Source organism: Avibacterium sp. 21-599 (assembly GCF_026226765.1).
GTDB lineage: Bacteria > Pseudomonadota > Gammaproteobacteria > Enterobacterales > Pasteurellaceae > Avibacterium.
In genome coordinates this window covers 724,274-748,407 of record NZ_JAKKOB010000001.1, presented here as the reverse complement: position 1 = coordinate 748,407, position 24,134 = coordinate 724,274, and the positions used below count along the sequence as shown (strand labels likewise).

Below are 24,134 nucleotides of genomic sequence, written 5' to 3'. Positions count from 1 at the left end.
GATGAGGAAAGCTGAGGAAAATATGAATATCCGTGATTTAGAATATTTAGTCGCACTCGCCGAACATAAACATTTTCGCCGTGCTGCCGATGCTTGCCACGTTAGCCAACCAACCTTAAGCGGGCAAATCCGCAAGTTGGAAGATGAACTGGGCATTATTTTATTAGAACGTACTAGCCGTAAAGTATTATTTACTCAATCGGGTTTACTTCTCGTAGAACAAGCACGTACCGTATTACGCGAAGTCAAAGTGCTAAAAGAAATGGCAAGCAATCAAGGTAAAGAAATGACTGGGCCATTGCATATTGGAATGATTCCAACTCTTGGGCCTTATCTTTTACCTTACATTATGCCAGCGCTGAAACAAGCCTTTCCTGATTTAGAGCTATTTTTATATGAAGCACAAACTCACCAGCTGTTAGAACAACTGGAAAGTGGACGTTTAGACTGTGCCATTCTTGCCACAGTGCCAGAAACGGAAGCCTTTATTGAAGTGCCATTATTTAAAGAAAAAATGTTGCTTGCTATTTCTCAAGAACACGCTTGGGCGAAAGAGAAAAGTATCCCAATGGACAAATTGAAAGGCTGTGAAATGCTGATGTTAGATGACGGTCATTGCTTGCGTGATCAAGCGCTGGGTTATTGCTTCACCGCAGGGGCAAAAGAAAATCCACATTTCCAAGCGACCAGCCTTGAAACCTTACGCAATATGGTTTCTGCCAATGCAGGAATGACGTTAATGCCAGAGCTTGCGGTATTAAACGAAGGGAACCGCACTGGGGTAAAATACCTTCCTTGTGTGCCTGAGCCTTCACGCACTGTGGCATTAATTTATCGTCCCGGCTCACCGCTAAGAATGCGTTATGAACGTGTGGCAAACACCATTAGCCAGATTATTTCCCCAATCCTTCAGCAAAAATAAGAGGGCAAAATGGCAGGTGTTCGTGCAATTCAAAAAGAAAAAACCAGACGTGCATTAATCAGTGCTGCGTTTAATCAGCTCAGCGCAGAAAAAAGTTTTTCCAATCTGAGCTTGCGTGAAGTGGCGAGAGAAGCGGGCATTGCCCCCACCTCTTTTTATCGCCATTTTCGCGATATGGACGAACTTGGATTAGAAATGGTTGATGAAGCCGGTCTAATGCTCCGCCAATTAATGCGCCAAGCACGCAAACGGCTAGAAAATGGTGGAAGCGTTATTGTGATTTCGGTCAATACTTTCTTTGAATTTATCACACACAGCTCTAACGTTTTTCGTCTTTTATTGCGTGAAAGCTCTGGCACTTCGCATGCTTTCCGCACAGCGGCAGCACGCGAGATTAAACATTTTATTGATGAACTGGCAGAATATATCGCCGAACGTAATGGCTATTCACGCCACATTGCGTATATCCAAGCAGAAGGTATTGTTACGCTAGTATTTACTGCGGGCGCAAACGCGTTGGATATGAATAAGGAAGAGCGTGAGTTGCTCAAAGAACGGGTGATCTTACAACTGCGAATGCTGGCTAAAGGTGCGGCTTATTCGGCGCAAAAAGAAAAGCAAGTAAAATAAAAGTGCGGTGGTTTTTTTATAACGTTTTTAGCGAATGAAAGAGCCATCATTCACTGATGGCTCTGAGATAAGTGCTTTATTGTGGCGAACGAGCAAGTTTTAACTTTTTGATCGCTGCTTTTGCTTTTTCTTCATCAATTTGTTCAAGGTTTGAACCTCCAACAAAAACGCCCATTTTTATATACTGACGAATAAAATAATTCTTCCCACCTTCCGTCATAATATGTAAGTCATTATTACCAAATTCTGACTCAGTAGAAATCTTATGTTTTCCCGCCGTAACTAATTTATAAAAATAGACTTTAGGTGCTGATTGTCCAATAAATTTATCATCAACATAAAGATTTTTTCTTAATCTTGCCCCAAATGTTGAATCACGATAAATATACAAGCCAGACATTGTGTTATTAGGGGTAACAAATTGTTTTGCTTGCACATCTTCTGCTTCTGAAGCCATAGGCACTTTCGCACAGCCCGTTAAAATTAACGTGCCAACAAGCATTAAAACGGAGAGGATCTTTTTCATCATATTCACCATTTAACCTTAATTAGAATAAATAGCTAATATTTAAACCGATCGTATTGCTTTTAAATTCAATACTATTTTTCGCTTCTAACGTGACTCTGCTATAATCAAGCCCTGCAACTAAATTATCCGTAATTTTTGTTTTCACGCCAAAACCGTAACTAAATCCAACCGCACCATGATCTTCAACATAAACATTTCTAAACGCTGGATTATCTTCATTCATCGTGAAACTGCCTGCTTCTACACCGATTTTGACATAAGGCAAGAAACGATCAAGTTGATAGCCTTGCAAATAATGTACGCCTACGCGGAAATTCTCTTTGGCGATTTCATTGCCCAAATCATCTTCTGTTTTATTATTCGGAAGACTAATTTTTCCCTCAATAATACCAACAAAATTGTTGCCATAATCAAACATATAGCCGCCAACAATACCCACGCCAACAGAACGAGAGCTAGACCCCGTATAATTACCATCGTCATAGTGATAACCAAGTTCTTGTACTGGCACGGAAAAAGACTGTTTATTCAAATCAAGTGCGCCACCAATATAGAAGCCAGAAAAATCTTTCGCATAAGACAGAGAAGCCGCACTAGCTAAAGCACTTGTTAATAATGTAACTTTTAATAAATTTTTCATAGATAAACCTTATTAAAGATGTAAAATGTCTGTTTTTGAAACAGACGAAATTCTATAACACTCCCCTGATAATAAACCATAGATGAGGAAGACAGTTTTCTACTCATTTTGAGCAGGAATTGAACAAATGGAGCAGGTAATGGCGATACACGAAAAAATTCGATTGATACGGGAAATGAATCACTGGTCCCAAGAAGAAATGGCGGAGAAAATGAATTTATCGCCAAGTGGTTATGCAAAAATTGAACGCGGTGAAACACAATTACATTACGAAAAATTAAAGAAAATTGCACAGATTTTTGATATGGATATTTCTGAATTAGTAAGAGATGATCGCCATATTTGCTTTTTAATTAATGAAAATAGTCATCTTAGCTCGAATTATTATGCAACAAATGAAGCAGTTACCATTGAAAATGAAAAACTCAAATTAGCATTAAGCTATAAAGATCAGTTATTAGCACAAAAAGATAAAGAGATCGCCTCGTTAAAAGAAATTATTGCATTATTGAAAGCACAACAGACTACGCAAAACTAAGTGCGGTGGTTTTTTCACAATTTTTTCTTAAATTTATTCCAGACTTTGTCTTCTTGACCGCGCCATAGGCGTTGGATGTTATCGTGGTGGCGGTAAACGAGCAGGCAGCAGACCAGTGCGACAGGAAAGGTGAATTCAGGTTTGTACCACCATACATAAAAAGGAATGGTGATGGCAGCGATAACCGCGCTTAAGGATGAATATCCCGTGAGTAAAAAGACGGCAAGCCACGTGCCAAGCATCCAAAGATCCACGCCCCAACCAATAGGGGCAATGGCGCCAAATGCGGTGGCGACGCCTTTCCCACCTTTAAATTTAAAGAATAAGGGGAAGATATGCCCTAAACAGGCAGCCAATGCAACCATACCTAATTGGAATTGGGTTAAACCGAGATAATAACCTGCCCACACAGGAAGCATTCCTTTTAGAATGTCAAAAATAAGTACCGCTAAGGCAGCCCAACGTCCGCCGATGCGTAGCACGTTGGTTGCACCGGGATTATGTGAGCCTGTGGTGCGAGGATCAGGTAGACCGGCAAGGCGACAAAATAAAATGGCGCTCGAAATTGAACCGAGCAAATACGCACAAAATATATAAAAAAGGGCGAAAAGGCTCATTTTACCTCCCTGAACTGTCAAGTGAAAAATTTGTTCGTCTATTGTACATAAACTTGATAGCATACGCCTAATAGTATTTCAGGAGATTGAAGAATTTTATGATAGATCGCATTTTTATTGAAGAATTGGTTGTTTTCGCTCAAATTGGCGTCTATGACTGGGAACAGCAAATCAAACAAACGTTGATTTTTGATGTGGAAATGGCGTGGGATTGTCGTCAGGCAGCAGAGACCGATGATGTTGCCTATTGCCTAAATTATGCCGAAGTCAGCGAATTTATTATCAATTATGTACAATCTAAACCTTTTTTCTTAATTGAACGCGTCGCTTATGAAGTGGCGCAGCAGCTTGAACAAAAATACGGATTAAGCTGGCTAAAAATTAAATTAAGTAAGCCCAAAGCAGTGGCACAAGCACGCAATGTTGGCATTATAGTGGAACGTGGAACAAGATGAATAAACCGTATTATGGCTATCTTTGCTTAATTTTAGCCACGTTATTTTGGGGCGGAAATTATATCTTCGGCAAAATACTAAGCCGTGACGTTGATCCCATCGTGCTGACTTATCTCCGTTGATTTCCCGCCGCTGTGCTGTTATTATTGCTGTTTGTTAAACCTGTCATTGCTTTCGTTCCCTCAATTCAAAAAACGTGGAAAATTTTAACCGCACTTTCGTTACTCGGCATTGTGATCTTCCCTTTGTTTCTTTATCAAGGCTTACAAACCACCACGGCACTTAACGCGAGTATTTATCTTGCTGTAGTCCCTATTGCGGTGCTATTGCTCAATCGCCTTATTTTTGGGGATAGAATTCGTCCTTTAATGCTTGCGGGGGCAATGGTAAGTTTCTTCGGTGTATTCTGTTTATTAAGCCAAGGCGATCCACAAACCTTAGTACAATTCAATGTGAATAAAGGGGATCTATGGGCGATTGGGTCGGCATTGAGCTGGGCTGTTTATTGCTGCATTATCCGCCTACGCCCAGCAGAGTTACCCAACTCGGTGATGCTTACCTTACTTGTTGCCATTGCAATGTTGTGCTTTACCCCTGTATTTCTATGGAAAGCCTTGACTGCCAGCGAACCGATTATCAGCCAAATTTCTCCAAACCATTGGGCAATGATCGGCTATTTAGTTGTCGGCCCTTCTATTTTGTCTTACGCCTTTTGGAACTACGGCATTAATCTCGTCGGAGGCGCGAAAGGCGCAGTGTTTACCAATGTTACCCCTTTATTCGCTGCTCTGCTTGGCATTAGCGTTTTGGGTGAAAAGCTCTATTGGTATCATTTCATCAGTGGAGCATTGATTGTGCTAGGGTTACTGATGTGTAATCGAAAGGGATAAAAACACAAAAACAAAAAGTGCGGTATTTTTTACCGCACTTTTTATTATCGCTCAGAAAGATTAATCAATCGCAGGCACATAATTACCTGCAACGATGGCCTCTTTGATGTTATCAGCGGTTTCAAGCACCTGATCAAGTAAGGCTTGTACGTTTTCCAAGGTGGCGATAGGACTAAGCGTAGTCATTTTTAAAGCTTGTACGCCATTAACTTTGGTTACCCCAATATTGGCTTCGCCACGAGCGAATAATTCGTCGGCAATATTTTGATTGAGATTATCAATAAATTCCGTAGGGTAGTTCGCTGGATTTACGCGGAATAACACCGACGCGAATTGTGGTTCAACTAATAATTCTAGCCCTTTTGTTGCCTTAATGTAGTCCGCCACTTCACGAGTAAGTTTCACGCCGTGGTCAATCATTGAGCCATAAAGTTCTTCCCCTAAGGCTTCTACGGTAAACCATAATTTTAATGCATCAAAACGGCGTGTTGTTTGCAAGGATTTTGCTACCAAGTTAGGGACACCGTGTTCTTCATCGTATTCTGAATTCAGGTAGTCTGCTTTGTAATCAATGAAACGGTAGTTTTGTGGATCTTTAAGTAAGAATGCCCCACAAGAAATACTTTGGAAAAAGTGTTTGTGGAAATCAAGGGTAACGGAATCCGCCAATTCTAAGCCGTTTAGCCAATGACGATAGTCATTAGAAAGCAATAATGCACCGCCCCACGCCGCATCAACGTGTAGCCACGCTCCATACTGATCTGCAAGCTGACGAATGTCTTGCAATGGGTCAATCGCCCCTGCATCCGTTGTTCCAGCGGTTGCCACGATACAGGCAACTAATTTCCCTTCTGCGTTGAGCTTACTGAGGATATTGGCTAATGCCGTTGTATCCATTTGTGCATTTTCATTGCAAGGTACACTGATCACAGATTGAAAGCCCATTCCCATCATTGCCATATTTTTTTGCACAGAGAAGTGGGCATTTTCTGAACATAACACTTTTACACGTTGTAATGCTTCTGCGGGTAAGCCATCTTGCTGTACAGACCATTCCTTCCCTTCGGCATTTTTCCAATGTTTAGCAATACAAGCATCGCGTGCTAATAACACGCCCATTAAATTCGATTGTGTGCCACCAGAAGTGAACACACCGGCATCACCTGCGGCATACCCCACTTTTTCGCGTAACCATTCGATTAATTGCACTTCCATCAATGACCCTGCTGGGCTTTGATCCCAAGAATCCATAGATTGGTTAGTGGCATTAATAAACACTTCAGCGACTTGGCTAGCCACCATCGTCGGGCAATGTAAATGTGCCAAAGAATGCGGATGATGCACTTTCAGGCTTTTGTTTAAGAATAATTCAGTGAGGCGTGCTAAGGATTTTTCTAATCCGAAACCTTGTTGCGACGGCTGAAAAGTAATTTCTTCACGGAGCTGTTTAATACTTCCCCCCGTGTACATTTTATTATTTTTGAGCCAATTTCCTACCGCACTTATTGCCGTTGCCATATTTTTTTCATAATCGGCGATAGATTGTGGATCATTGCAAAGAAGGGATTGTTTGTGTTTTGCGAAATCGACCATTGAGAATTTCCTGAAAGATGGTTGAAATAAAAATAGCTAAATGGGACGTTGTGCTATCCCATTTAGCTAGATTAATAATTAGCCACGCACGGCTTTTAAGGCATCTGCTACGGATTGAGCAAAGCGTTTGATTAATTCTTCACTTTCCGCTTGCGTGATGATAAGTGGGCAAAGAATACGCACGACATTACCACCACGACCACCACGCTCTAGTAATAACTTATTGTTAAAGCAGGCTTTTTGAATTGCGGCAGCCAGTTCACCATCTGCTGGATATGCCCCAATGCGATCTTGCGCTTGACGTTCATCAACGATCTCAATCCCGATCATTAAACCACGTCCGCGCACGTTACCGATACAAGGGAATTGTTGTGCTAATTTTTTCAATTCAGTTTGTAAGAAATCACCACGTTCTAAGGCATTTTGCGCTAAGTTTTGCTCACGCATAATTTTTAATGACGCATACCCCGTCGCCATTGCCATTTGGTTACCGCGGAATGTGCCTGTATGTCCTGCTGGTTGCCACGCATCAAATTCTTTACGAATGGCAAGCACTGCCAATGGCAAACTGCCCCCTACGGCTTTTGACATTACCACAATATCAGGTTCAATACCGGCATATTCAAAGGCAAACATTTTTCCTGAACGACAGAAACCCGCTTGCACTTCATCAAGGATTAACACAATACCGTGTTTTTTCGTTACTTCACGGATTTTTTGTAACCATTTCACAGGCGCCGTTACCACACCGCCTTCCCCTTGAATCGCTTCAAGGATCACCGCTGCCGGTTTTACCACACCGCTTTCTACATCTTCAATAAAGTTTTCAAAATAATAGGTTAGTGCCTCTACCCCCGCTTCGCCACCTAGACCCAATGGACAACGGTATTCGTGCGGATAAGGCATAAATTGCACGCCAGCCATTAAGTTTTGTACAGCGTTTTTCGCATTTAAGTTCCCTGTCATAGAAAGTGAACCGTGGGTCATTCCGTGGTAACCACCAGAAAATGCGATAACATTACCACGTCCAGTGTAGGTTTTGGCAAGTTTTACTGCTGCCTCTGTGCCATCTGCACCAGAAGGACCACAGAATTGCAGACGATACTGATCTTTCGGGAAGAAAGAAAGCAGTTCTTCAGTAAAAGCGTCTTTTAATGGCGTGGTTAAATCTAATGTGTGAAGCGGTAAACCGCTACTTAATACATCTTGAATCGCTTGGATCACCGCAGGGTGATTATGCCCAAGCGCTAATGTTCCTGCACCAGCTAAGCAATCAAGATATTCATTACCTTCAACATCCGTTACCCAACAACCTTGTGCTTTGGCAATGGCTAATGGCAATTTGCGTGGATAGCTACGCACATTCGATTCCATTGCATTTTGGCGGTTGAGATAATATTCATTGGTTGCGTTGTTGATTGGATTTACAGGCGTGTTTGTCATGCTAATCTATACCTTCAATAAGAGGTTAAAAAAATAAGTCGGGTGCCTTGCGGGATAACGCGATTTCTGTTGTCCTCATTCTGCGTTATTTCGCCTTGCCTGAGAATAAAATAAATACGCGTTATAAGCCTAAGCTTTCTTATTCTTAAAAATAAGATGCCATGGGGCATTTTGACTCGCTACTTATTAAAAAAAGCGTTTCAGCTTTTTTATTTTTCCTAATTGGAAAGTTGGAAGTTTGTAAAGCGGAAGCCTTACAAAAGACGGGATATAGTACCCTTTTTTGCTAGAAAGAAAAGTGATTTTTATTGATTTAGGCAAAATAATCAAAAATTACACCGCACTTGTGATCTGCCCCCAAAAAGTTGGACAGGTTGTAAAACTATAAATACTGAGTTCTGTATTGAACAGGACTCAGTCCTTTTAACGCCATTTTAATACGCTTTTGATTGTCATACACTACAGATTCTTCAAGTTCAGATTGCGATTCCTCTATTGATGTATAGCTACGCGTATAAAAACACTCGGATTTTAAAATCGCAAAGAAACGCTCAATCACCGCATTATCATAGCAATTCCCGCGTCGGCTCATACTCGGTATCGCGCACCCCTCCAGCATTTTTCGCCAAGCGTTTGTACGATAAAGAACGCCTTGGTCACTGTGAATAATGGGGCAATCCGTGGCGTTTAATTGGCTTAACCCTTGTTCCAGCATCTTTTTTACCAAAGGAAAGTTGGGGCGCCTCGCAAACTGATAGGCGATAATTTCTCGATTCACCAAATTCATTAATGCGGAAAAATACAGCTTCTCTCGCCCAATATGAAATTCGGTCACATCCGTCACCCATTTCTGATTCAGTTTTGTCGCAGTAAAATCACGATTCAGCACATTTGGCGCAATCAAAGCCGTCTTACCTCGCTTTCCGTGCCTTTTCTGGCGAACAATCGACTGAATTTGCAACGCCCTCATTAATTTCAGTACGGTTTTATGATTCAACATAAACCCGATTTGACGTAATTTGAACGTTAAAGGGCGGTAGCCATCTCGCCTGTTTACTTGCTTGATACAACGAGAATATTGCCGCTTTTTCTGCCGTGTAATCGCGCTTAACTTCTTGATAATAAAAGGTAGAGCGCGCCATTTTCGCCGCTTTTAGTAAATCATCTAACGCATACTTTTGCTTTAAATCGTGAATGGCGGCTCTTTTTCTGTCGTCGTTTTTGCCGGTCTAATTCCTCCAACTTTTTTAAATTAGTAGATCACTACTCCTATCAATAAACTGGAAGCCACAGGAAAAGAAGAACGCTATTTATTAAGCCGTAAATTGTCAAACTAACTGCAACACTTTATCAAAATAAACTTCATAAGGTGTTTTCCAGTTTAAACATTTGCGTGGTCGGTGATTTAATTTATCGACCACGGTTTGTATTTGTGCTTCCGAAAAGGGCGTAATTCGGAAAATACTCCCTCAGTAAACCGTTCGTGTTTTTATTTGTTCCTCTTTGCCAAGGGAGGATGAATGAGAATATTCAGACAATTTATGGAACAAGCAATGATGGAGGAAAAAATGAATAAAGCAGACATCTATATTTATAAAGTTCAGTATGATGAAGATAAAAATTCTATCAGTGGTGTCAAAGGAGAGTTTACTTCAGATGGCTCCACTTTCAATTTATCTAGAGCATTAATAGTATCCTTACTGAAAACAAAAAATTATCAATCAAAACTGGTACGAAAAGAAATGGTAAATGGATTACTGGGGATGATGTCGTTCTTTATGATGATGAATTTATCACAACCGCAGGAAATAAAAGAAGATCTGATAATTTAGAGAATTTACCTGAATTCCAGCGAAAAGAGCCAACATGATTTGATCTGCCCCCAAAAAGTTAGGCTCTATTTTAATTCAAGGACTGAGTTCTGTATTCCACAGGGCTTAGTCCTTTTAGCTTTGCTTGAATACGCTCATTATTGTAGGGGCGGACCTGTGTGTCCGCCCGTTTAAACCTCTCTTTTTTCATCGCGCTTTATTTTGTCAAAAACAAAAGTGCGGTAGAAATTTTGACGGTTTTCCCGCGATTAATTTCTTAGTTTCGGGCGAATATATCGGTTTGCCCCTACTGGGTTTTCAGGTTTTCCTGATTTAATTATCTTTAGGATAAATCACGCCTAAACTCACTGCCTTTGTTGCCCCTGTTACACTCGGTTGGTTAGAGGGCAAATTATGTATTCGGCGATAGGCTAACCACGCAAAGGCTGCGGCTTCTAAATAATCTGCGTCTAAGCCGTAGTCTGTTGTGGTGGCAATTTGCCATTCAGGAAGTAAACGACTGAGATGTGACATAATAACAGGATTTTTCGCGCCACCGCCACAAACGAGTAATAAGCAGGGAAGATCATTATGTTGGCTTAAATGCCGTAGCTCTTGTGCAGTGCATTGTGCGGTAAATTCTGCCAGCGTCGCTTGCACATCTCGAGGAGAAAGAACGGTGTGTTTTTGCAGAATTTTTTCTAGCCAAGCTAAATTAAATAACTCTCGTCCTGTGCTTTTCGGCGCAGGCAAGGAAAAATAGGGATCTGCCAACAAGTTTTGCAACAATGCTGGATTAATCTGCCCAGACGCCGCCCATTCGCCATTTTTATCATAGCTTTTTCCTTGATGTTTTGCGATCCAACTATCTAGCAACGCATTGCCCACACCCGTGTCGTAACCTAGCACGGGCTGGTTTGGAATAAGCACAGAAATATTGCTAATCCCACCAATATTTAACACCACGGTATTTCGTGAGGGATCAGCAAACACATTATGGTGAAAAGCAGGTACAAGCGGTGCGCCCTGTCCGCCATAAACCATATCTTTACGGCGAAAATCCGCCACGGTAGTAATGCCTGTGCGAGCGGCAATAATATTGGCATCACCCAATTGCCAAGTAAAGGGCGATTGGCCTTGCGGTGCGTGCCAAATGGTTTGCCCGTGGCAACCCACCGCCTGAATTTGTTCTGCGTGGAGAGAATATTTTGCCAAAAACTGGTTGATACTTTCTGCATAAAGTGCGCCAAGTTGATGATCGAGTTCACCAATATGCTGTAGGGTGCTTTGTCCAGAATGTAAAAGTGCGGTGAGATTTTCTCGTAAATTTGGTGGCATTGGCACAAAATCGGTGGCAATCACCTGAGCAGATTGCGCAGAAAAATCCATCAGTGCGAGATCAACGCCGTCAAGACTGGTGCCAGACATTACGCCAAGGTAATAATGAGGGAGCATAAACTTTTCCATTGAAAATTTGAATTGGCGATATTCTATTATAAAATAGCGCAGATTTTTATCTTAAACCGACAGAACAAGGATTTTTATGAACAAGTTAAGTGTAGTGATTTTGGCAGCGGGCAAAGGCACAAGAATGTATTCCGACTTGCCGAAAGTGTTGCATAAAGTCGCGGGTAAGCCAATGGTGAAACACGTTATTGATACCGCGAAACAGCTCAATGCGGATAATATTCATTTAATTTATGGCCACGGTGCAGAATTATTACAACAACATCTTACCGATGAAAATGTAAACTGGGTGCTGCAACCTGTGCAACTTGGCACAGGACACGCGATGCAACAGGCTGCGCCCTTTTTCGCCGATGATGAAAATATCGTAATGCTTTATGGCGATGCGCCACTTATTACGGCGGAAACGTTGCAAAAATTGATTGCAGCGAAACCAGCAAATGGCATTGCCTTATTAACCGCGCATTTAGAAGATCCAACTGGCTATGGGCGAATTATTCGTCAAGCGGGGAATGTGGTCGCCATTGTAGAACAAAAAGATGCCAGCCCAGAACAGTTGGCGATTCAAGAAGTGAATACGGGGGTAATGGTTTCCAGTGGTGCGAGTTTCAGAAAATGGCTAGCAAAATTGGATAATAACAATGCTCAAGGCGAATATTATATGACCGATGTGATTAAATTTGCTAACCAAGATGGTTGTAAAGTGGCGGCAGTGCAAGCGCAAGATTTAATGGAAGTAGAAGGCGCGAATAACCGCTTACAACTGGCTGAGCTTGAGCGGTATTATCAACGTAAACAAGCAGAAAAATTATTGCTTGCGGGGGTGAGTTTGCGTGATCCAAACCGTTTTGATTTGCGTGGTGAAATCACCCACGGTAAAGATGTGGAAATTGACGTGAATGTGATTATCGAAGGCGTCGTAACATTGGGTAATCGTGTAAAAATCGGCGCGGGTTGTGTAATTAAAAACTGTGTGATTGGCGATGATGTGGAAATCAAGCCTTACTCGGTATTTGAAGATGCAGTCATTGGGGAAAGCGCGCAAATTGGACCTTTCTCAAGAATTCGTCCCGGTACAAAACTTGCTGCACAAACCCATATCGGCAACTTTGTTGAAGTGAAAAAATCACACATTGGCAAAGGCTCTAAAGTGAACCACTTGAGCTATATTGGCGATAGCGAAATTGGCGCAAATTGTAATATTGGGGCAGGGACGATCACTTGTAATTATGATGGTGTGAATAAATTCAAAACCGTGATTGGTGATGAGGTGTTTGTTGGTTCAGACAGCCAACTTGTTGCTCCCGTTACTATCGCGAAAGGGGCAACCATTGGCGCTGGTACAACGGTAACCAAAGATATTGCGGAAAATGAACTGGTGATCTCACGCGTTCCACAGCGTAATATTCAAGGGTGGAAGCGCCCAGAAAAAATTGCCAAAAAATAACTGGTTTACTTCATTGCTTATTACGATGATTTTTTAGTCAAAAGCGATTTTCTCACCGCACTTTATTCTGTAGGGACGAACCGATGTGTTCGCCCGAAGCCAAGGAATTAATCGCGGAAAAATCGTCAAAATTTCCACTGCACTTTTGTTTTTGACAAAATAAAGCGCGATGAAAAAAGAGATGTTTAAACGGGCGGACACACAGGTCCGCCCCTACGAGATATGATTTAAATAGGTTATTTTAGGGTTTTGTCGATAAACAGAGACAATTATCGCGGTGAAAAAAAAAGCGAAAGTGAACGGAACATCTCGTCAATCTTTTTGACTAAATAGCGATGCCGTTATGCAACGTTCATCAACAATAAGTAATGATGCCCTGCGATAAAGTGCGGTGCATTTTATCGCTGTTTTTATTTTTAATGATCGAAAGGAAAGTTTATGACAACTGAAAATGCTCAAGCCGCAGAAAATACGGTGGATATTCAAGCACAAACCTCAGCGTTAATTGATAAAGTTCATTCAATGGATATGAACACGCTCTTGAATGATTATGTGATCCCTTATGGTACAAAAATTTTGCTTGCCATTGCGATCTATGTGATTGGTAAAAGTATCGCTCGCTTGCTCAGCCGCTTGCTTGGTAAAGCCGTATTGCATTCTACTAAAGACGAAATGTTACACAGCTTTGTCTCATCAATCAGCTATTTTTTATTCCTCTTAATGGTGATTATCGCCGCACTTTCACAGCTTGGTATCAACACCACATCACTGGTTGCATTAATTGGCGCAGCAGGTTTGGCGATTGGTTTAGCCTTACAAAATTCCCTCCAAAACTTTGCCGCTGGGGTAATGATTTTAATCTTTAAACCTTTCCGCAAAGGGGATGTCATTGAATCAGCAGGTGCAATGGGTAAAGTAGAACAGATAGGCTTATTGTTTTTAGAACTCAGAACAGGAGATAACAAAACTATTTTATTACCAAATGGTAAAGTTTTCGCAGATAATATTACTAATTATTCTAGAAACGTTACTCGTCGCATTGATTTTATTTTCGATATTGCCTACAAATCCAATATTGAGCAAGCAAAAGCCATTGTGGCAAACATCTTGGCGCAAGACCCACGCGTATTGAAAGATCCTGAGCCAACCATTGCCGTGGGCGCGTTAGCCGCAAACAGTGTGCAACTGGTCGTTCGCCCTTGGGTAAACACGGCGGATTACTGGGCAGTGCATTTTGATGTCACTGAAAAAGTCAAACTTGCGTTTGATGAGGCGGGTATTGAAATCCCATTCCCACAAATGAATATTCACTTACCTGAAAATGCTGGATTGAAGGTTGAGCAGAAGTAGTTTGTTAATGAGCAAAAATACAAGTGCGGTGGAAAAATCACAAATTTTCCACCGCACTTTTGTTTTCTATGTCCTTCTTATTTAGCAAAATCACAATATGAATTCACTCTAAAAAAGGCTTAAAACCTTATCATTGGTTTTAAGCCTTTCGCTATGCAATTTAAAATATTATTTTTTTAACGCGCCTAAAATCCCGCGCATAATTTGCTTGGTGATTTGGTTACGAATGTTGCGTCCTACGGATTTAGCCACGCCACTAACCACTTGTTCCGTTACGCTCAGTTGCTCGCCACGTTTTTTCTTACCAAACAACATTCTGCTTAAGCTACCCATAAAGCCATTTTCTTCTTCCTCTTGCGCTTGTTCTGCTTGTTTTTGTGCAACGGCGGCAAGATCAGCTTGCTCTTGCAACATTTCAAAAGCCGAAATATTATCCACATAATTATGGTAATAAGGATAAAGATCATCGTCTTTCACCCATTGGCTACGCTGTTCAAGAGAAATCGGTTTAAGCTGGCTTTTCGGTGGATAAATATACGCCACTTCCACGGGGGTTGGCATTCCTTTCTCATCAAGGAAAGACACTAATGCTTGCCCAACACCGAGGGTAGAAATCGTTTCTACCACATTCACATTTGGATTTGTGCGGAAGGTTTCAGCTGCAGATTTAACGGCTTTTTGATCGCGAGGCGTAAAGGCACGCAAGGCGTGTTGTACACGATTCCCTAACTGTCCTAGCACGGTATCGGGTAAATCTAATGGATTTTGTGTAACAAAATAAATCCCTACCCCTTTAGAACGAATGAGACGCACCACTTGCTCCACTTTATCCACCAATACGGCTGGCGCGCCATCAAATAATAAATGAGCTTCATCAAAGAACATCACAAATTTCGGTTTCTCTGGATCGCCCACTTCAGGCAATTGCTCAAATAATTCTGCCATCAGCCAAAGTAAAAAGGCGCTGTACATACGAGGGGAGTTAATTAATTTTTCTGAATTCAATACATTAATCACACCACGCCCATCACGGGTTTGTAGCCAATCATCAAGATTTAATGCGGGTTCACCAAAAAGGTTAGTTGCCCCTTCATTCTCTAATGTGAGTAAGGCACGCTGAATTGCCCCTACACTAGCGGCTGAAACATTGCCATATTCCACTTGGAAGGTTTTTGCATTTTCTGCCACATATTTGAGCATTGCGCGTAAATCTTTTAGATCAATAAGTAACAACCCTTTATCATCTGCCACACGGAATACCAAATTGAGTAAGCCTTCTTGCGTGGCGTTAAGATTGAGTAAACGAGAAAGTAACAATGGTCCCATTTCTGAAATAGTGGTACGCAATGGAATACCTGTTTCACCAAATACGTCCCAGAAAGAAACAGGATAGCCTTGCAAATAGCTTTCCCCACCTAAATGGAATTGCGCAATTCGTTCTGCCACTTTGCCTTGAAATTCACCCGCTTTAACTAAGCCCGATAAATCGCCTTTGACATCCACCAAAAACACTGGTACACCGTCATCGCTGAATGCTTCTGCCATTTTACGCAAGGTAACCGTTTTTCCCGTTCCAGTTGCGCCCGCAATTAAACCGTGGCGGTTTGCCATTTTGGCGGTTAAACCTAAAACCTCGCCTTGTTCTGTTTGTGCTAATGAATATTGCATATAAGCCTCTAAAATCGATCAAAATGTGGGGGCATAATAAAAAAAAAATAAAGTGCGGTCAAAAATTATCACCAATTTTCTGGAGCTGTCGTTTTTATTTTTGGCAAATGAAATCATTAAATTGATGTGGTATGCTTAGGCTAATTTGCTAAATCTTTGAAGAATTATTGTTGAAAAATGAACGAAAAAAGCACCGCACTTTGCCCTTGCCAATCGGGTAACACATATCAAGATTGTTGCCAACCATTACATCAACAGCGCAAAATGGCACAAAATGCCGAGCAGCTAATGCGTTCACGTTATGCCGCTTTTGTTCTGCAACAGATTGATTATATTGTGGAAACCACCGTACCAAGCCAACAAAACCTTTTGGACTATCAGGCCTTAAAGCAATGGGCGGCACAAACACAATGGCTTGGTTTAGAAATCATAAAGCACGAACCTGAATTAGATAAAAAGCACAGTGTGGTGGAATTTAACGCACAATTTGCTAGCCCTGAGGGAAAGCAAATTCATCACGAAAAATCGCTATTTGTCAAAGTAGATGAACGCTGGTATTTTGCTGATCCTACGGTTAGCCTGCCGGCGATGAAACAGCCTTGCATTTGCGGTTCAGGAAAAAAATTTAAACATTGTTGTGGAGTGATGTTATGTCAGTTTTATGGCGAAAACTAAGCCTCTTTCTTAACGTATTTTGGTTACGTTTCAACCAAAATAAACTTACCCAAGCAGCGGGGTATCTCACGTACAGCACGATGTTGGCGCTTGTTCCGCTGATTATGGTGATTTTTTCTATTTTCTCTGCCTTTCCAGTATTTAACGAAGTAACTGGGGAGCTAAAGCACTTTATTTTTACCAACTTTGCGCCTGCTGCCAGTGATACGGTTGGCGAATATATTGACCAATTTGTTGCTAATTCTAAACAAATGAGTGCGGTAGGTATCATCAGTTTAATTGTGGTGGCATTATTACTCATCAATTCGATTGACCGCACCTTAAATAGTATTTGGCACGATGGCAGTGTGCGCCCAACCATTTTTTCATTTGCAATTTATTGGTTAATTCTCACGCTTGGCCCTATCATCATTGCAACCAGTATTGGGGTGAGTACTTATGTCACCAATCTTGCGAGCAATTTTCTCCAATCAGATCTGAGCCTACCCTTTGGCTTAAAAATACTGAGTTTTATCCCCTTTATACTGACGTGGTTTATTTTCACCTTAATTTATAAAATTGTGCCGAATAAACCCGTTAGCATAAAACATTCTGCCGTAGGTGCATTAGTCGCCGCAATTTTCTTTACCTTAGGCAAACAGGCCTTTGCGTGGTATATCACTAACTTTCCTTCTTACCAGCTTATTTATGGTGCAATGGCAACACTGCCCATTATGTTACTGTGGATTCAATTAAGCTGGATTGCCATTTTACTCGGTGCACAACTTGCCGCCGTTCTTGGTGATATGCGTTTATTAAAAAACGGTGAGATTGAATTACAACAAATTGAGGAACAATAATGATCGCATTAATTCAACGCGTAACCCAAGCCAAAGTAGAAATCAATGGCGAAATAACAGGGCAAATTCAACAGGGTTTGCTCGTGTTACTTGGCGTACAAAAAGAAGATGATGAAAACAAAGCAGATCGCTTAATGGAAAAAGTACTGAACTACCGAGTATTCAGCGATGAACAAGGTAAAATGAATTTAAATGTCCAACAAGTAAACGGTGAATTGCTTGTCGTTTCCCAATTCACTCTTGTCGCAGACACACAAAAAGGGCTACGCCCCAGTTTCTCTAATGGTGCAGCCCCACAAAAAGCCGAGCAGCTTTATGATTATTTTGTCCAGAAATGCAGTGAACGCATTTCAACCGCAACGGGAAGATTTGCTGCGGATATGCAAGTTAGCCTGACCAATGATGGCCCTGTGACTTTTTGGTTACAAATATAGATAATGCGAATTCTTTTGATATAAAAAGCCATTATTCAAAGGAAAAAGGCATAGTGTTGATGTTTAAATGTTCTTTTAATGCTGGCTTTTACTTATACACTTCACAAAACCTCCCCGTAAATAAAAACCTCAGGTTTTCCTGAGGTTTTGGTTAATTTAAAGTGCGGTCAAAAATTAGAGAATTTCTTTCGCTTTTGCGATGACATTTTCTACGGTGAAGCCAAACAGTTTGAATAATTCACCCGCTGGTGCTGATTCGCCAAAGGTGTTCATTCCCACGATTCGTCCACCAAAACCAACGTATTTATACCAAAATTCGCTAATGCCAGCTTCAATTGCAACACGTTTGGTCACGTTACTTGGCAACACGCTTTCACGGTATGCGTCATCTTGTTTGTCAAACACGTTGGTTGAAGGCATTGAAACCACACGCACGTTTTTACCTTCTTGACGAAGTTGCTCCGCGGCTTTTACGGCTAATTCAACTTCTGAACCAGTTGCAATGAAGATTAAATCTGGCGTACCTTCGCTATCTGTTAAAATATAACCACCACGTGCGACATTGGCTAATTGTGCTGGGGTTCTGTCCATTTGAGTTAAATTTTGACGGCTGAAAATCATCGCGCTCGGGCCATCTTTACGCTCAATGGCGGCTTTCCACGCGACTGCTGATTCCACTTGGTCGCACGGACGCCACGTTTCTAAATTTGGGATTAAACGTAATGTCGCGGTTTGTTCTACTGGCTGGTGAGTTGGGCCATCTTCACCTAAACCAATGGAGTCGTGAGTATAAACAAATAACGCACGTTGTTTCATTAATGCGGCCATTCTTACGGCATTATGCGCATATTCCATAAACATTAAGAACGTTGCACCATAAGGAATGAAGCCACCGTGTAAGGCAATTCCATTCATAATGGCAGACATACCGAACTCACGCACGCCGTAGTTGAGGTAATTACCATCTTGGTTTGCTGTTGCACGAATTGGGCGTGAACCTGACCATAAGGTTAAGTTAGACCCCGCTAAATCCGCTGAACCGCCTAACAACTCTGGCAATAATGGGGCATAAGCTTCAATGGCGTTCTGTGAGGCTTTACGGCTCGCAATGCTGGCAGGATTTGCTTGTAACTTTTCAATGAATGCTTGGCTTTCGGTTGCCCAATTCGCCGGTAATTCCCCGCTTAAGCGACGTTCAAGCTCAGCACTTAATTCAGGATAAGCTTGGCGATAGGCTGTCCATTTTTCATTCCACGCCTGTTCTGCTTGCTGACCTTTTTCTTTCGCATCCCATTGGGCATAAATTTCTGCTGGAATGTCAAACGGTGCGTAGTTCCATCCTAAATTTTTACGGGTTAAGGCGATTTCTTCCTCACCTAATGGCGCACCGTGACTGTCGTGTGAACCGGCTTTGTTTGGTGAGCCATAACCAATGGTTGTTTTACAGATAATCAAGGTTGGGCGATGTTTCTCTGCTTGCGCTTGTTTAATTGCCTCGGCAATGGCTTCGGGATTATGCCCGTCAATTTGACCAATAACTTGCCAATTATAGGCTTCGAAACGTTGTTTTGTGTTATCGGTAAACCAACCGTCTACTTCGCCATCAATGGAAATATTGTTGTCATCATAGAAAGCGATTAGTTTGCCTAAGCCTAAGGTTCCCGCTAATGAACACGCCTCGTGTGAAATCCCTTCCATTAAACAGCCGTCACCCAAAAAGGCATAAGTGTAGTGGTTAATAATTTCGTGGTCTGGGCGGTTAAATTGGGCTGCAAGAGTTTTCTCCGCAATCGCCATACCTACCGCATTGGTAATACCCTGACCTAATGGCCCGGTGGTGGTCTCTACGCCCGGTGCATAGCCATATTCAGGGTGTCCCGGGGTTTTGGAATGTAATTGACGGAATTGTTGAAGGTCGGAAATAGATAAATCATAGCCAGTAAGGTGTAATAAGCTATAAATAAGCATCGAGCCGTGACCATTTGATAACACAAATCTATCGCGGTTTGACCATTTAGGATTGGTTGGGTTATGTACTAAAAAATCACGCCATAATACTTCTGCAATATCCGCCATTCCCATTGGCGCTCCCGGATGCCCTGATTTGGCTTTTTGCACGGCATCCATACTTAAAAAACGAATGGCATTGGCTAATTCTTTTCGATTCGACATTTTTGTTCTCCTAGTTATCAAATGTAAAAACTGAATGCTGGCTATTCTACCCGATTTATTGTGAAAAAATAGCAATTAATTTGATTAGTATTTATAAGCGTTATGCCTAATGAATAAAAGATACCAAACATCATCGTTTGGTATCTGACAAGGGACTGAAAGAACGCATTACGACCAGTAACGATCTATTTCAGTTAATATTGCGCTCGCCGTTGCTTGTCCGCTATCCCCAACCAACGCTCTGCCTGCAATAAAGGCTTTCACATTTTTAATCTCTTTAAATAAATGAATATCTTGTGGAACAATGCCTCCTGTAATAGAAAGCGAAAAACCAAGTTCAGAAAGTTGTTTCATCAAGTGAAGATCCGTCTCTGTCCACCCTTTCCCTGCCAATTCAGCATCTCTAGAACGGTGATAAATCGCCTGCGTTACACCGAGATCTAACCATTGTTTTGCATCATCAAGTGTCCAGTTACCATACAATTCAATTTGGATTTCTTTTTTTACTTTCAGATCGGGGTGGGCTTTATTAAAGGCGTTTGCAACTTGCTGACAACTTGCTTTGGTTGCTGGATGTGCTGCCGCCGAAACTGTCAGCCAATCAGCGCCTGCATCAAAGGCCATTTGCGCGAGAATTGCGCCACCATCGGTTGTTTTTAGATCACAGACAATAATATGTTCAGGATAAAGTGCGGTCAAAATTTTGACTGATTTCATTCCTTCTGCACAAGCTAAAATCGTCCCGACTTCAATCACATCAACAAAAGGGGCGGCCTGTTTGGCATCCACTAATCCTTTTTCAAGAGTTAGTGAATCTAATGCAATTTGTAATAACGGTTTTGCCATTATTGCCTCCTTTTACTGCCCATAATACGCATTTTTGCCGTGTTTACGCAAATAATGTTTATCCAATAACACGGGTTGCATTGAGGTTAAATTTGCATTTAACTGATGGCTGAATAAATTCATATAGCCAATTTCTTCTAACACAACTGCGTTATGCACCGCATTTTCTGCATCGCTTCCCCACGCAAAAGGCCCGTGTGAATGGACTAATACGGCAGGCACGTCTTTCGCATTAATCTTGCGCTGGCGGAAGGTTTCCACAATCACATTACCGGTTTCAAGCTCGTAATTCCCGTTAATTTCTTCGTCAGTCATTTTTCGTGTACAAGGAATGCTGCCATAAAAATAATCCGCGTGGGTTGTGCCGGCGGCAATTAAATCTAACCCAGCTTGCGCCCAAATGGTGGCGTGCCGTGAGTGGGTATGTACAATCCCGCCAATATCAGGAAATTGACGATACAGGGCTAGATGAGTTGGGGTATCTGAAGACGGTTTTTTATTTCCCCACACGCGTTCCCCTGTATGCACATCGACAATCACAATATCCTCTGCCGTCATCTTGTCATAGTCCACCCCTGATGGCTTAATGGCGACCAGCCCTGAAGTGCGGTCTATTTCGCTGACATTTCCCCACGTAAAGGTCACCAAATGATGTTTTGGTAGGGCAAGATTGGCGTGTAACACTTTTTCGCGTAATTCGGCTAGCATTGGAATCCTCCTTGTTGCATTTGTTGCTCAATAAAACGGCGTGCGTTAATGATTTCTTCAATCGGTTCATCGGCTTTTTCTGTCCACATTTCAATGAGAAACGCCCCGCGATAATTTAGTTCGGCAAGGGTTTTAAAGCAGGTAACAAAATCTACGCAGCCTTTGCCAAAGGGGACATCGCGGAACTGCCCTTTGCAGGTTTCGGTAACTTTATAGGTGTCTTTCAAATGAATCGCGGAAATTTTGTCGATGCCTAATTGTAATTCCTCGACCACATTATCATTCCACGCAGAAAGATTGCCGAGGTCAGGATAGACAGTAAACCAAGGGGAGCGAATGAGGTTATCCCATTTTTTCCAGCGGGTAATGGAACTCATAAATGGGGTATCCATAATTTCCATTGCAAGTGTGACTTGATTGCTTGCCGCTAACTCAACCGCCCATTCCATTCCTTGTTGAAAGCGTGCTAACGTGCTTTCGTCTTGTTCTTCGTAATACACATCATAACCCGCCAATTGAATGGTGCGGATACCCACATCTACCGCCAACTGAATGGCTTTTTCCATAATCTCATAGGCTTTTTGGCGAAGCGTTTCGTCGTGACTGCCAAAAGGAAAGCGACGATGGGCAGAAAGGCACATTGAGGGAATGGTGATCCCCGTATTGATAATGGCTTGCACCAGTTCAAGGCGTTGTGTCTTGCTCCAATCTAATCGGCTCAATCGTTCATCTGTTTCATCAATGGAGATTTCGACAAAATCAAAGCCACAGGCTTTGGCGATGGAAAGTCTATCTTGCCAGCTGATGTTTTTGGGTAGGGTTTTTTCATAAATGCCGAGTTTGTGTTTTCTCATTGTTTCGTCCTAATAAAAAGTCATAAAATTTCAACCGCACTTTTGTTTACAGCAAGGCTTGTAATGCGGAAACAAACTGTTGATAACGCTGATATTTTTTCTGATAACTTGCAAAGTTTTGCGAATTAGGTATAAAGCATTGTTGTTTGGCAGTCATTGACATTGTATGCCCTCGCGTGCCTTCCATTGCCATCATTGCCGCACCAAGACAGCCTGTTTCTTCAATCTCAGGGACTTCAATTTTCATTCCCGTGAGATCAGCGAGCATTTGCATCCATACTTGGGATTTTGCAGGACCACCTGTAATACGCAACACTTGTGGATTAGGGAATCGTTGCAACATACGATCAAGGTGATATTTCATACTAAATAGCACACCTTCATAAATTGCTTGGAATAAATGCATTTTGTTGTGATGAGCTTGAATACCATAAAACCCTGATTTCATACCAAGCCCTGCATTTGAACCATATAAAAATGGCACAAAAAGCACCGCACTTTCACTGACGGGTAATGCGGCAACGCCATCATTGATGGTTTGATAACTCAGATTGCCCCATTCTTTTACAAACCATTCAAGATTGCCCGCTGAAGTAGGGCTAGCTTCGTGAATAATAAATTTGCCTTTTTGTGCATAACGTCCATATACGAAGGGAATGTGTTGAGTATCATCAATATGATCTGTCACGCCACTCACAACAGACCAAGTCCCTAACACGATATTTAATTTTGTTTCATCATCTAATCCCGCACAAAGTGCCGTAGAAACCACATCAAACAATCCCCCTACAACGGGCGTGCCTTGGGCTAAGCCAGTGAGTTTGGCGGCTTCGGCATTGACGTAGCCGGCAATTTGATTGGCTTTAACAATTGGGGGCAGTTTTTCGGTGATGTGATCTAATCCAAGCATTTCCGCTAACTGAGGATCATAGTGTTGCGTCTGCATATTGTATAAATTGGATTCTGAAATATTGGTTTCTTCACAAGCCAATTCCCCCGTTAAACAAAAACGCAGGTAATCGTGCGACATCAAGATTGCCCCGATATTGTGATAACGCTCAGGTTCATAATCTTTAAGCCAGCGTAAAATCGAAACAGGGTGTCCGGTCCATAATGTCTGCCGTGTATGGGGATATAATTTTTCAGGAATCCCTGCTTGTTGCCATTGCCGTACAATTTCTAATGCGCGTTGATCTGAGGAAAGAATGGCTCGTCCAAGCGGGGCATTTTGTTGATCAAGTAAAAAAACACCTTTACCTTGAGCAGAAATGCCAACCCCTTTAATATGTGTCGGGCAGATCTCACTTTGCGTAATGGTCTTTTTGATGACGTTAGCACAAACTTGCCATAAATGCCTCATATCACGCTCCGCATAGCCGGCTTGCTCACTAATGACTGGCACATTTTCTCGTATGCAGGCAAACATTTTGCCCTTTGCATCAAATAATGCGGCTTTGATAAAGGTACCACCGCAATCAATGCCTAAATAGTAATCCATTCTTTCTACTCCAAACTGCAATTCATCAGGCAACCTCTTTTATTCTTCAATCAAAAAGTGGCGGTGTTCTATACAAAATGCGTAAAAATTACACCGCACTTTCTCTAA

At 41.9% G+C, this 24,134-nt stretch carries 23 protein-coding genes and 3 pseudogenes; 11 read left to right on the top strand and 15 right to left on the bottom strand.

The genetic code is table 11. The features are described from left to right. Positions 1-22 precede the first annotated feature (22 nt). Complete coding sequence (gene oxyR, locus L5B83_RS03670) at positions 23-922, top strand: DNA-binding transcriptional regulator OxyR (protein ID WP_265762519.1); 900 nt, start codon at positions 23-25, stop codon at positions 920-922. Positions 923-931: 9 nt separating this feature from the next. Continuing rightward, positions 932-1,552 (top strand): HTH-type transcriptional repressor FabR, encoded by a 621-nt coding sequence (gene fabR, locus L5B83_RS03665; protein WP_265777616.1) that lies wholly within the window; start codon positions 932-934, stop codon positions 1,550-1,552. A gap of 76 nt (positions 1,553-1,628) precedes the next feature. Here fabR and L5B83_RS03660 read toward each other — a convergent pair whose 3' ends face one another. Both L5B83_RS03660 and L5B83_RS03655 read right to left on the bottom strand, forming a co-directional pair. Beyond that, the gene (locus L5B83_RS03660; RefSeq protein WP_250364528.1) at positions 1,629-2,078 is read right to left on the bottom strand and encodes a DUF2846 domain-containing protein; all 450 of its coding nucleotides are present in this window, start codon (positions 2,076-2,078) and stop codon (positions 1,629-1,631) included. Positions 2,079-2,100: 22 nt separating this feature from the next. Further along, positions 2,101-2,721, bottom strand: coding sequence for an outer membrane protein (locus L5B83_RS03655; RefSeq protein WP_265777615.1), 621 nt, complete (start codon positions 2,719-2,721; stop codon positions 2,101-2,103). Positions 2,722-2,860: 139 nt separating this feature from the next. Here L5B83_RS03655 and L5B83_RS03650 point away from each other — a divergent pair, with 139 nt between their 5' ends. After that, complete coding sequence (locus L5B83_RS03650) at positions 2,861-3,259, top strand: helix-turn-helix domain-containing protein (protein ID WP_250351077.1); 399 nt, start codon at positions 2,861-2,863, stop codon at positions 3,257-3,259. Positions 3,260-3,273: 14 nt separating this feature from the next. On the opposite strand, the gene plsY is transcribed toward L5B83_RS03650, so the two are convergent. Further along, complete coding sequence (gene plsY, locus L5B83_RS03645) at positions 3,274-3,876, bottom strand: glycerol-3-phosphate 1-O-acyltransferase PlsY (RefSeq protein WP_250363957.1); 603 nt, start codon at positions 3,874-3,876, stop codon at positions 3,274-3,276. Positions 3,877-3,974: 98 nt separating this feature from the next. Between plsY and folB the strand changes: the two genes are divergently transcribed. Both folB and L5B83_RS03635 read left to right on the top strand, forming a co-directional pair. Beyond that, a complete protein-coding gene (folB, locus tag L5B83_RS03640; RefSeq protein WP_265762381.1) occupies positions 3,975-4,331 on the top strand; it encodes a dihydroneopterin aldolase in 357 nt (118 codons plus the stop codon). Then, positions 4,328-5,221: pseudogene (locus L5B83_RS03635) on the top strand (DMT family transporter). Before folB ends, L5B83_RS03635 begins: the two are co-directional and overlap by 4 nt. Before the next feature lie 60 nt (positions 5,222-5,281). Here the strand turns inward: L5B83_RS03635 and L5B83_RS03630 are convergent. From L5B83_RS03630 to L5B83_RS03615, 4 genes and pseudogenes are all read right to left on the bottom strand, one after another. Continuing rightward, positions 5,282-6,814 (bottom strand): pyridoxal phosphate-dependent decarboxylase family protein, encoded by a 1,533-nt coding sequence (locus L5B83_RS03630; protein WP_265777614.1) that lies wholly within the window; start codon positions 6,812-6,814, stop codon positions 5,282-5,284. Between the two features lie 78 nt (positions 6,815-6,892). After that, positions 6,893-8,257, bottom strand: a complete 1,365-nt coding sequence (locus L5B83_RS03625; RefSeq protein WP_250351082.1) for a diaminobutyrate--2-oxoglutarate transaminase — start codon at positions 8,255-8,257, stop codon at positions 6,893-6,895. Positions 8,258-8,639: 382 nt separating this feature from the next. Continuing rightward, positions 8,640-9,323 carry an IS3 family transposase gene (locus tag L5B83_RS03620; RefSeq protein WP_265778369.1) on the bottom strand — a complete coding sequence of 228 codons (684 nt, stop codon included), beginning with the start codon at positions 9,321-9,323 and terminating at the stop codon, positions 8,640-8,642. Between the two features lie 262 nt (positions 9,324-9,585). Continuing rightward, positions 9,586-9,769: pseudogene (locus L5B83_RS03615) on the bottom strand (transposase); the annotation flags it as partial. Between the two features lie 8 nt (positions 9,770-9,777). On the opposite strand from L5B83_RS03615, the gene L5B83_RS03610 reads away from it, so the two are divergent. Beyond that, positions 9,778-10,089 (top strand): hypothetical protein, encoded by a 312-nt coding sequence (locus tag L5B83_RS03610; RefSeq protein WP_265777613.1) that lies wholly within the window; start codon positions 9,778-9,780, stop codon positions 10,087-10,089. A gap of 70 nt (positions 10,090-10,159) precedes the next feature. On the opposite strand, the pseudogene L5B83_RS12405 reads toward L5B83_RS03610, so the two are convergent. Together L5B83_RS12405 and L5B83_RS03605 are read right to left on the bottom strand one after the other, a co-directional pair. Next, positions 10,160-10,234: pseudogene (locus L5B83_RS12405) on the bottom strand (IS3 family transposase); the annotation flags it as partial. Between the two features lie 167 nt (positions 10,235-10,401). Beyond that, positions 10,402-11,523, bottom strand: coding sequence for an anhydro-N-acetylmuramic acid kinase (locus tag L5B83_RS03605; protein WP_265777612.1), 1,122 nt, complete (start codon positions 11,521-11,523; stop codon positions 10,402-10,404). 88 nt (positions 11,524-11,611) lie between these two features. Between L5B83_RS03605 and glmU the strand changes: the two genes are divergently transcribed. Further along, positions 11,612-12,982, top strand: a complete 1,371-nt coding sequence (gene glmU, locus L5B83_RS03600) for a bifunctional UDP-N-acetylglucosamine diphosphorylase/glucosamine-1-phosphate N-acetyltransferase GlmU (protein WP_265777611.1) — start codon at positions 11,612-11,614, stop codon at positions 12,980-12,982. A gap of 438 nt (positions 12,983-13,420) precedes the next feature. Then, positions 13,421-14,332, top strand: coding sequence for a mechanosensitive ion channel family protein (locus tag L5B83_RS03595; RefSeq protein WP_265777610.1), 912 nt, complete (start codon positions 13,421-13,423; stop codon positions 14,330-14,332). Between the two features lie 168 nt (positions 14,333-14,500). Here the strand turns inward: L5B83_RS03595 and L5B83_RS03590 are convergent, their stop codons facing one another. After that, positions 14,501-16,000, bottom strand: coding sequence for a helicase HerA-like C-terminal domain-containing protein (locus L5B83_RS03590; RefSeq protein ID WP_250351365.1), 1,500 nt, complete (start codon positions 15,998-16,000; stop codon positions 14,501-14,503). Between the two features lie 177 nt (positions 16,001-16,177). On the opposite strand from L5B83_RS03590, the gene L5B83_RS03585 reads away from it, so the two are divergent. Genes L5B83_RS03585 through dtd form a run of 3 tightly spaced genes read left to right on the top strand, consistent with a single transcriptional unit; the run spans position 16,178 to position 17,948 of the window. Next, positions 16,178-16,675 (top strand): YchJ family protein, encoded by a 498-nt coding sequence (locus L5B83_RS03585; protein ID WP_265777609.1) that lies wholly within the window; start codon positions 16,178-16,180, stop codon positions 16,673-16,675. Next, on the top strand, positions 16,651-17,514 hold the full coding sequence (locus tag L5B83_RS03580) for a virulence factor BrkB family protein (protein WP_265777608.1): 864 nt from the start codon (positions 16,651-16,653) through the stop codon (positions 17,512-17,514). Before L5B83_RS03585 ends, L5B83_RS03580 begins: the two co-directional genes overlap by 25 nt. Beyond that, positions 17,514-17,948: a D-aminoacyl-tRNA deacylase gene (gene dtd, locus L5B83_RS03575; RefSeq protein WP_265777607.1), complete on the top strand. Its 435-nt coding sequence runs from the start codon at positions 17,514-17,516 to the stop codon at positions 17,946-17,948. Before L5B83_RS03580 ends, dtd begins: the two co-directional genes overlap by 1 nt. 174 nt (positions 17,949-18,122) lie before the next feature. Here dtd and tkt read toward each other — a convergent pair whose 3' ends face one another. From tkt to L5B83_RS03550, 5 genes are all read right to left on the bottom strand, one after another. After that, positions 18,123-20,120 (bottom strand): transketolase, encoded by a 1,998-nt coding sequence (gene tkt / locus L5B83_RS03570; RefSeq protein ID WP_265777606.1) that lies wholly within the window; start codon positions 20,118-20,120, stop codon positions 18,123-18,125. A 168-nt stretch (positions 20,121-20,288) separates the two neighbouring features. Beyond that, positions 20,289-20,966: a 3-keto-L-gulonate-6-phosphate decarboxylase UlaD gene (locus L5B83_RS03565; protein ID WP_265777605.1), complete on the bottom strand. Its 678-nt coding sequence runs from the start codon at positions 20,964-20,966 to the stop codon at positions 20,289-20,291. A 12-nt stretch (positions 20,967-20,978) separates the two neighbouring features. Continuing rightward, complete coding sequence (gene araD, locus L5B83_RS03560; RefSeq protein WP_250363909.1) at positions 20,979-21,674, bottom strand: L-ribulose-5-phosphate 4-epimerase; 696 nt, start codon at positions 21,672-21,674, stop codon at positions 20,979-20,981. Further along, a complete protein-coding gene (locus tag L5B83_RS03555; RefSeq protein ID WP_265777604.1) occupies positions 21,668-22,528 on the bottom strand; it encodes an L-ribulose-5-phosphate 3-epimerase in 861 nt (286 codons plus the stop codon). Before L5B83_RS03555 ends, araD begins: the two co-directional genes overlap by 7 nt. 46 nt (positions 22,529-22,574) lie before the next feature. Continuing rightward, positions 22,575-24,026, bottom strand: a complete 1,452-nt coding sequence (locus L5B83_RS03550; protein ID WP_265777603.1) for an FGGY-family carbohydrate kinase — start codon at positions 24,024-24,026, stop codon at positions 22,575-22,577. Between the last annotated feature and the right edge of the window lie 108 nt (positions 24,027-24,134).

Coding starts and splice junctions, on each gene's coding strand:
- oxyR (WP_265762519.1), top strand. CDS start 23: ATGAATATCCGTGATTTAGAATATTTAGTCGCACTCGCCGAACATAAA.
- fabR (WP_265777616.1), top strand. CDS start 932: ATGGCAGGTGTTCGTGCAATTCAAAAAGAAAAAACCAGACGTGCATTA.
- L5B83_RS03660 (WP_250364528.1), bottom strand. CDS start 2,078: ATGAAAAAGATCCTCTCCGTTTTAATGCTTGTTGGCACGTTAATTTTA.
- L5B83_RS03655 (WP_265777615.1), bottom strand. CDS start 2,721: ATGAAAAATTTATTAAAAGTTACATTATTAACAAGTGCTTTAGCTAGT.
- L5B83_RS03650 (WP_250351077.1), top strand. CDS start 2,861: ATGGCGATACACGAAAAAATTCGATTGATACGGGAAATGAATCACTGG.
- plsY (WP_250363957.1), bottom strand. CDS start 3,876: ATGAGCCTTTTCGCCCTTTTTTATATATTTTGTGCGTATTTGCTCGGT.
- folB (WP_265762381.1), top strand. CDS start 3,975: ATGATAGATCGCATTTTTATTGAAGAATTGGTTGTTTTCGCTCAAATT.
- L5B83_RS03630 (WP_265777614.1), bottom strand. CDS start 6,814: ATGGTCGATTTCGCAAAACACAAACAATCCCTTCTTTGCAATGATCCA.
- L5B83_RS03625 (WP_250351082.1), bottom strand. CDS start 8,257: ATGACAAACACGCCTGTAAATCCAATCAACAACGCAACCAATGAATAT.
- L5B83_RS03610 (WP_265777613.1), top strand. CDS start 9,778: ATGAGAATATTCAGACAATTTATGGAACAAGCAATGATGGAGGAAAAA.
- L5B83_RS03605 (WP_265777612.1), bottom strand. CDS start 11,523: ATGCTCCCTCATTATTACCTTGGCGTAATGTCTGGCACCAGTCTTGAC.
- glmU (WP_265777611.1), top strand. CDS start 11,612: ATGAACAAGTTAAGTGTAGTGATTTTGGCAGCGGGCAAAGGCACAAGA.
- L5B83_RS03595 (WP_265777610.1), top strand. CDS start 13,421: ATGACAACTGAAAATGCTCAAGCCGCAGAAAATACGGTGGATATTCAA.
- L5B83_RS03590 (WP_250351365.1), bottom strand. CDS start 16,000: ATGCAATATTCATTAGCACAAACAGAACAAGGCGAGGTTTTAGGTTTA.
- L5B83_RS03585 (WP_265777609.1), top strand. CDS start 16,178: ATGAACGAAAAAAGCACCGCACTTTGCCCTTGCCAATCGGGTAACACA.
- L5B83_RS03580 (WP_265777608.1), top strand. CDS start 16,651: ATGTCAGTTTTATGGCGAAAACTAAGCCTCTTTCTTAACGTATTTTGG.
- dtd (WP_265777607.1), top strand. CDS start 17,514: ATGATCGCATTAATTCAACGCGTAACCCAAGCCAAAGTAGAAATCAAT.
- tkt (WP_265777606.1), bottom strand. CDS start 20,120: ATGTCGAATCGAAAAGAATTAGCCAATGCCATTCGTTTTTTAAGTATG.
- L5B83_RS03565 (WP_265777605.1), bottom strand. CDS start 20,966: ATGGCAAAACCGTTATTACAAATTGCATTAGATTCACTAACTCTTGAA.
- araD (WP_250363909.1), bottom strand. CDS start 21,674: ATGCTAGCCGAATTACGCGAAAAAGTGTTACACGCCAATCTTGCCCTA.
- L5B83_RS03555 (WP_265777604.1), bottom strand. CDS start 22,528: ATGAGAAAACACAAACTCGGCATTTATGAAAAAACCCTACCCAAAAAC.
- L5B83_RS03550 (WP_265777603.1), bottom strand. CDS start 24,026: ATGGATTACTATTTAGGCATTGATTGCGGTGGTACCTTTATCAAAGCC.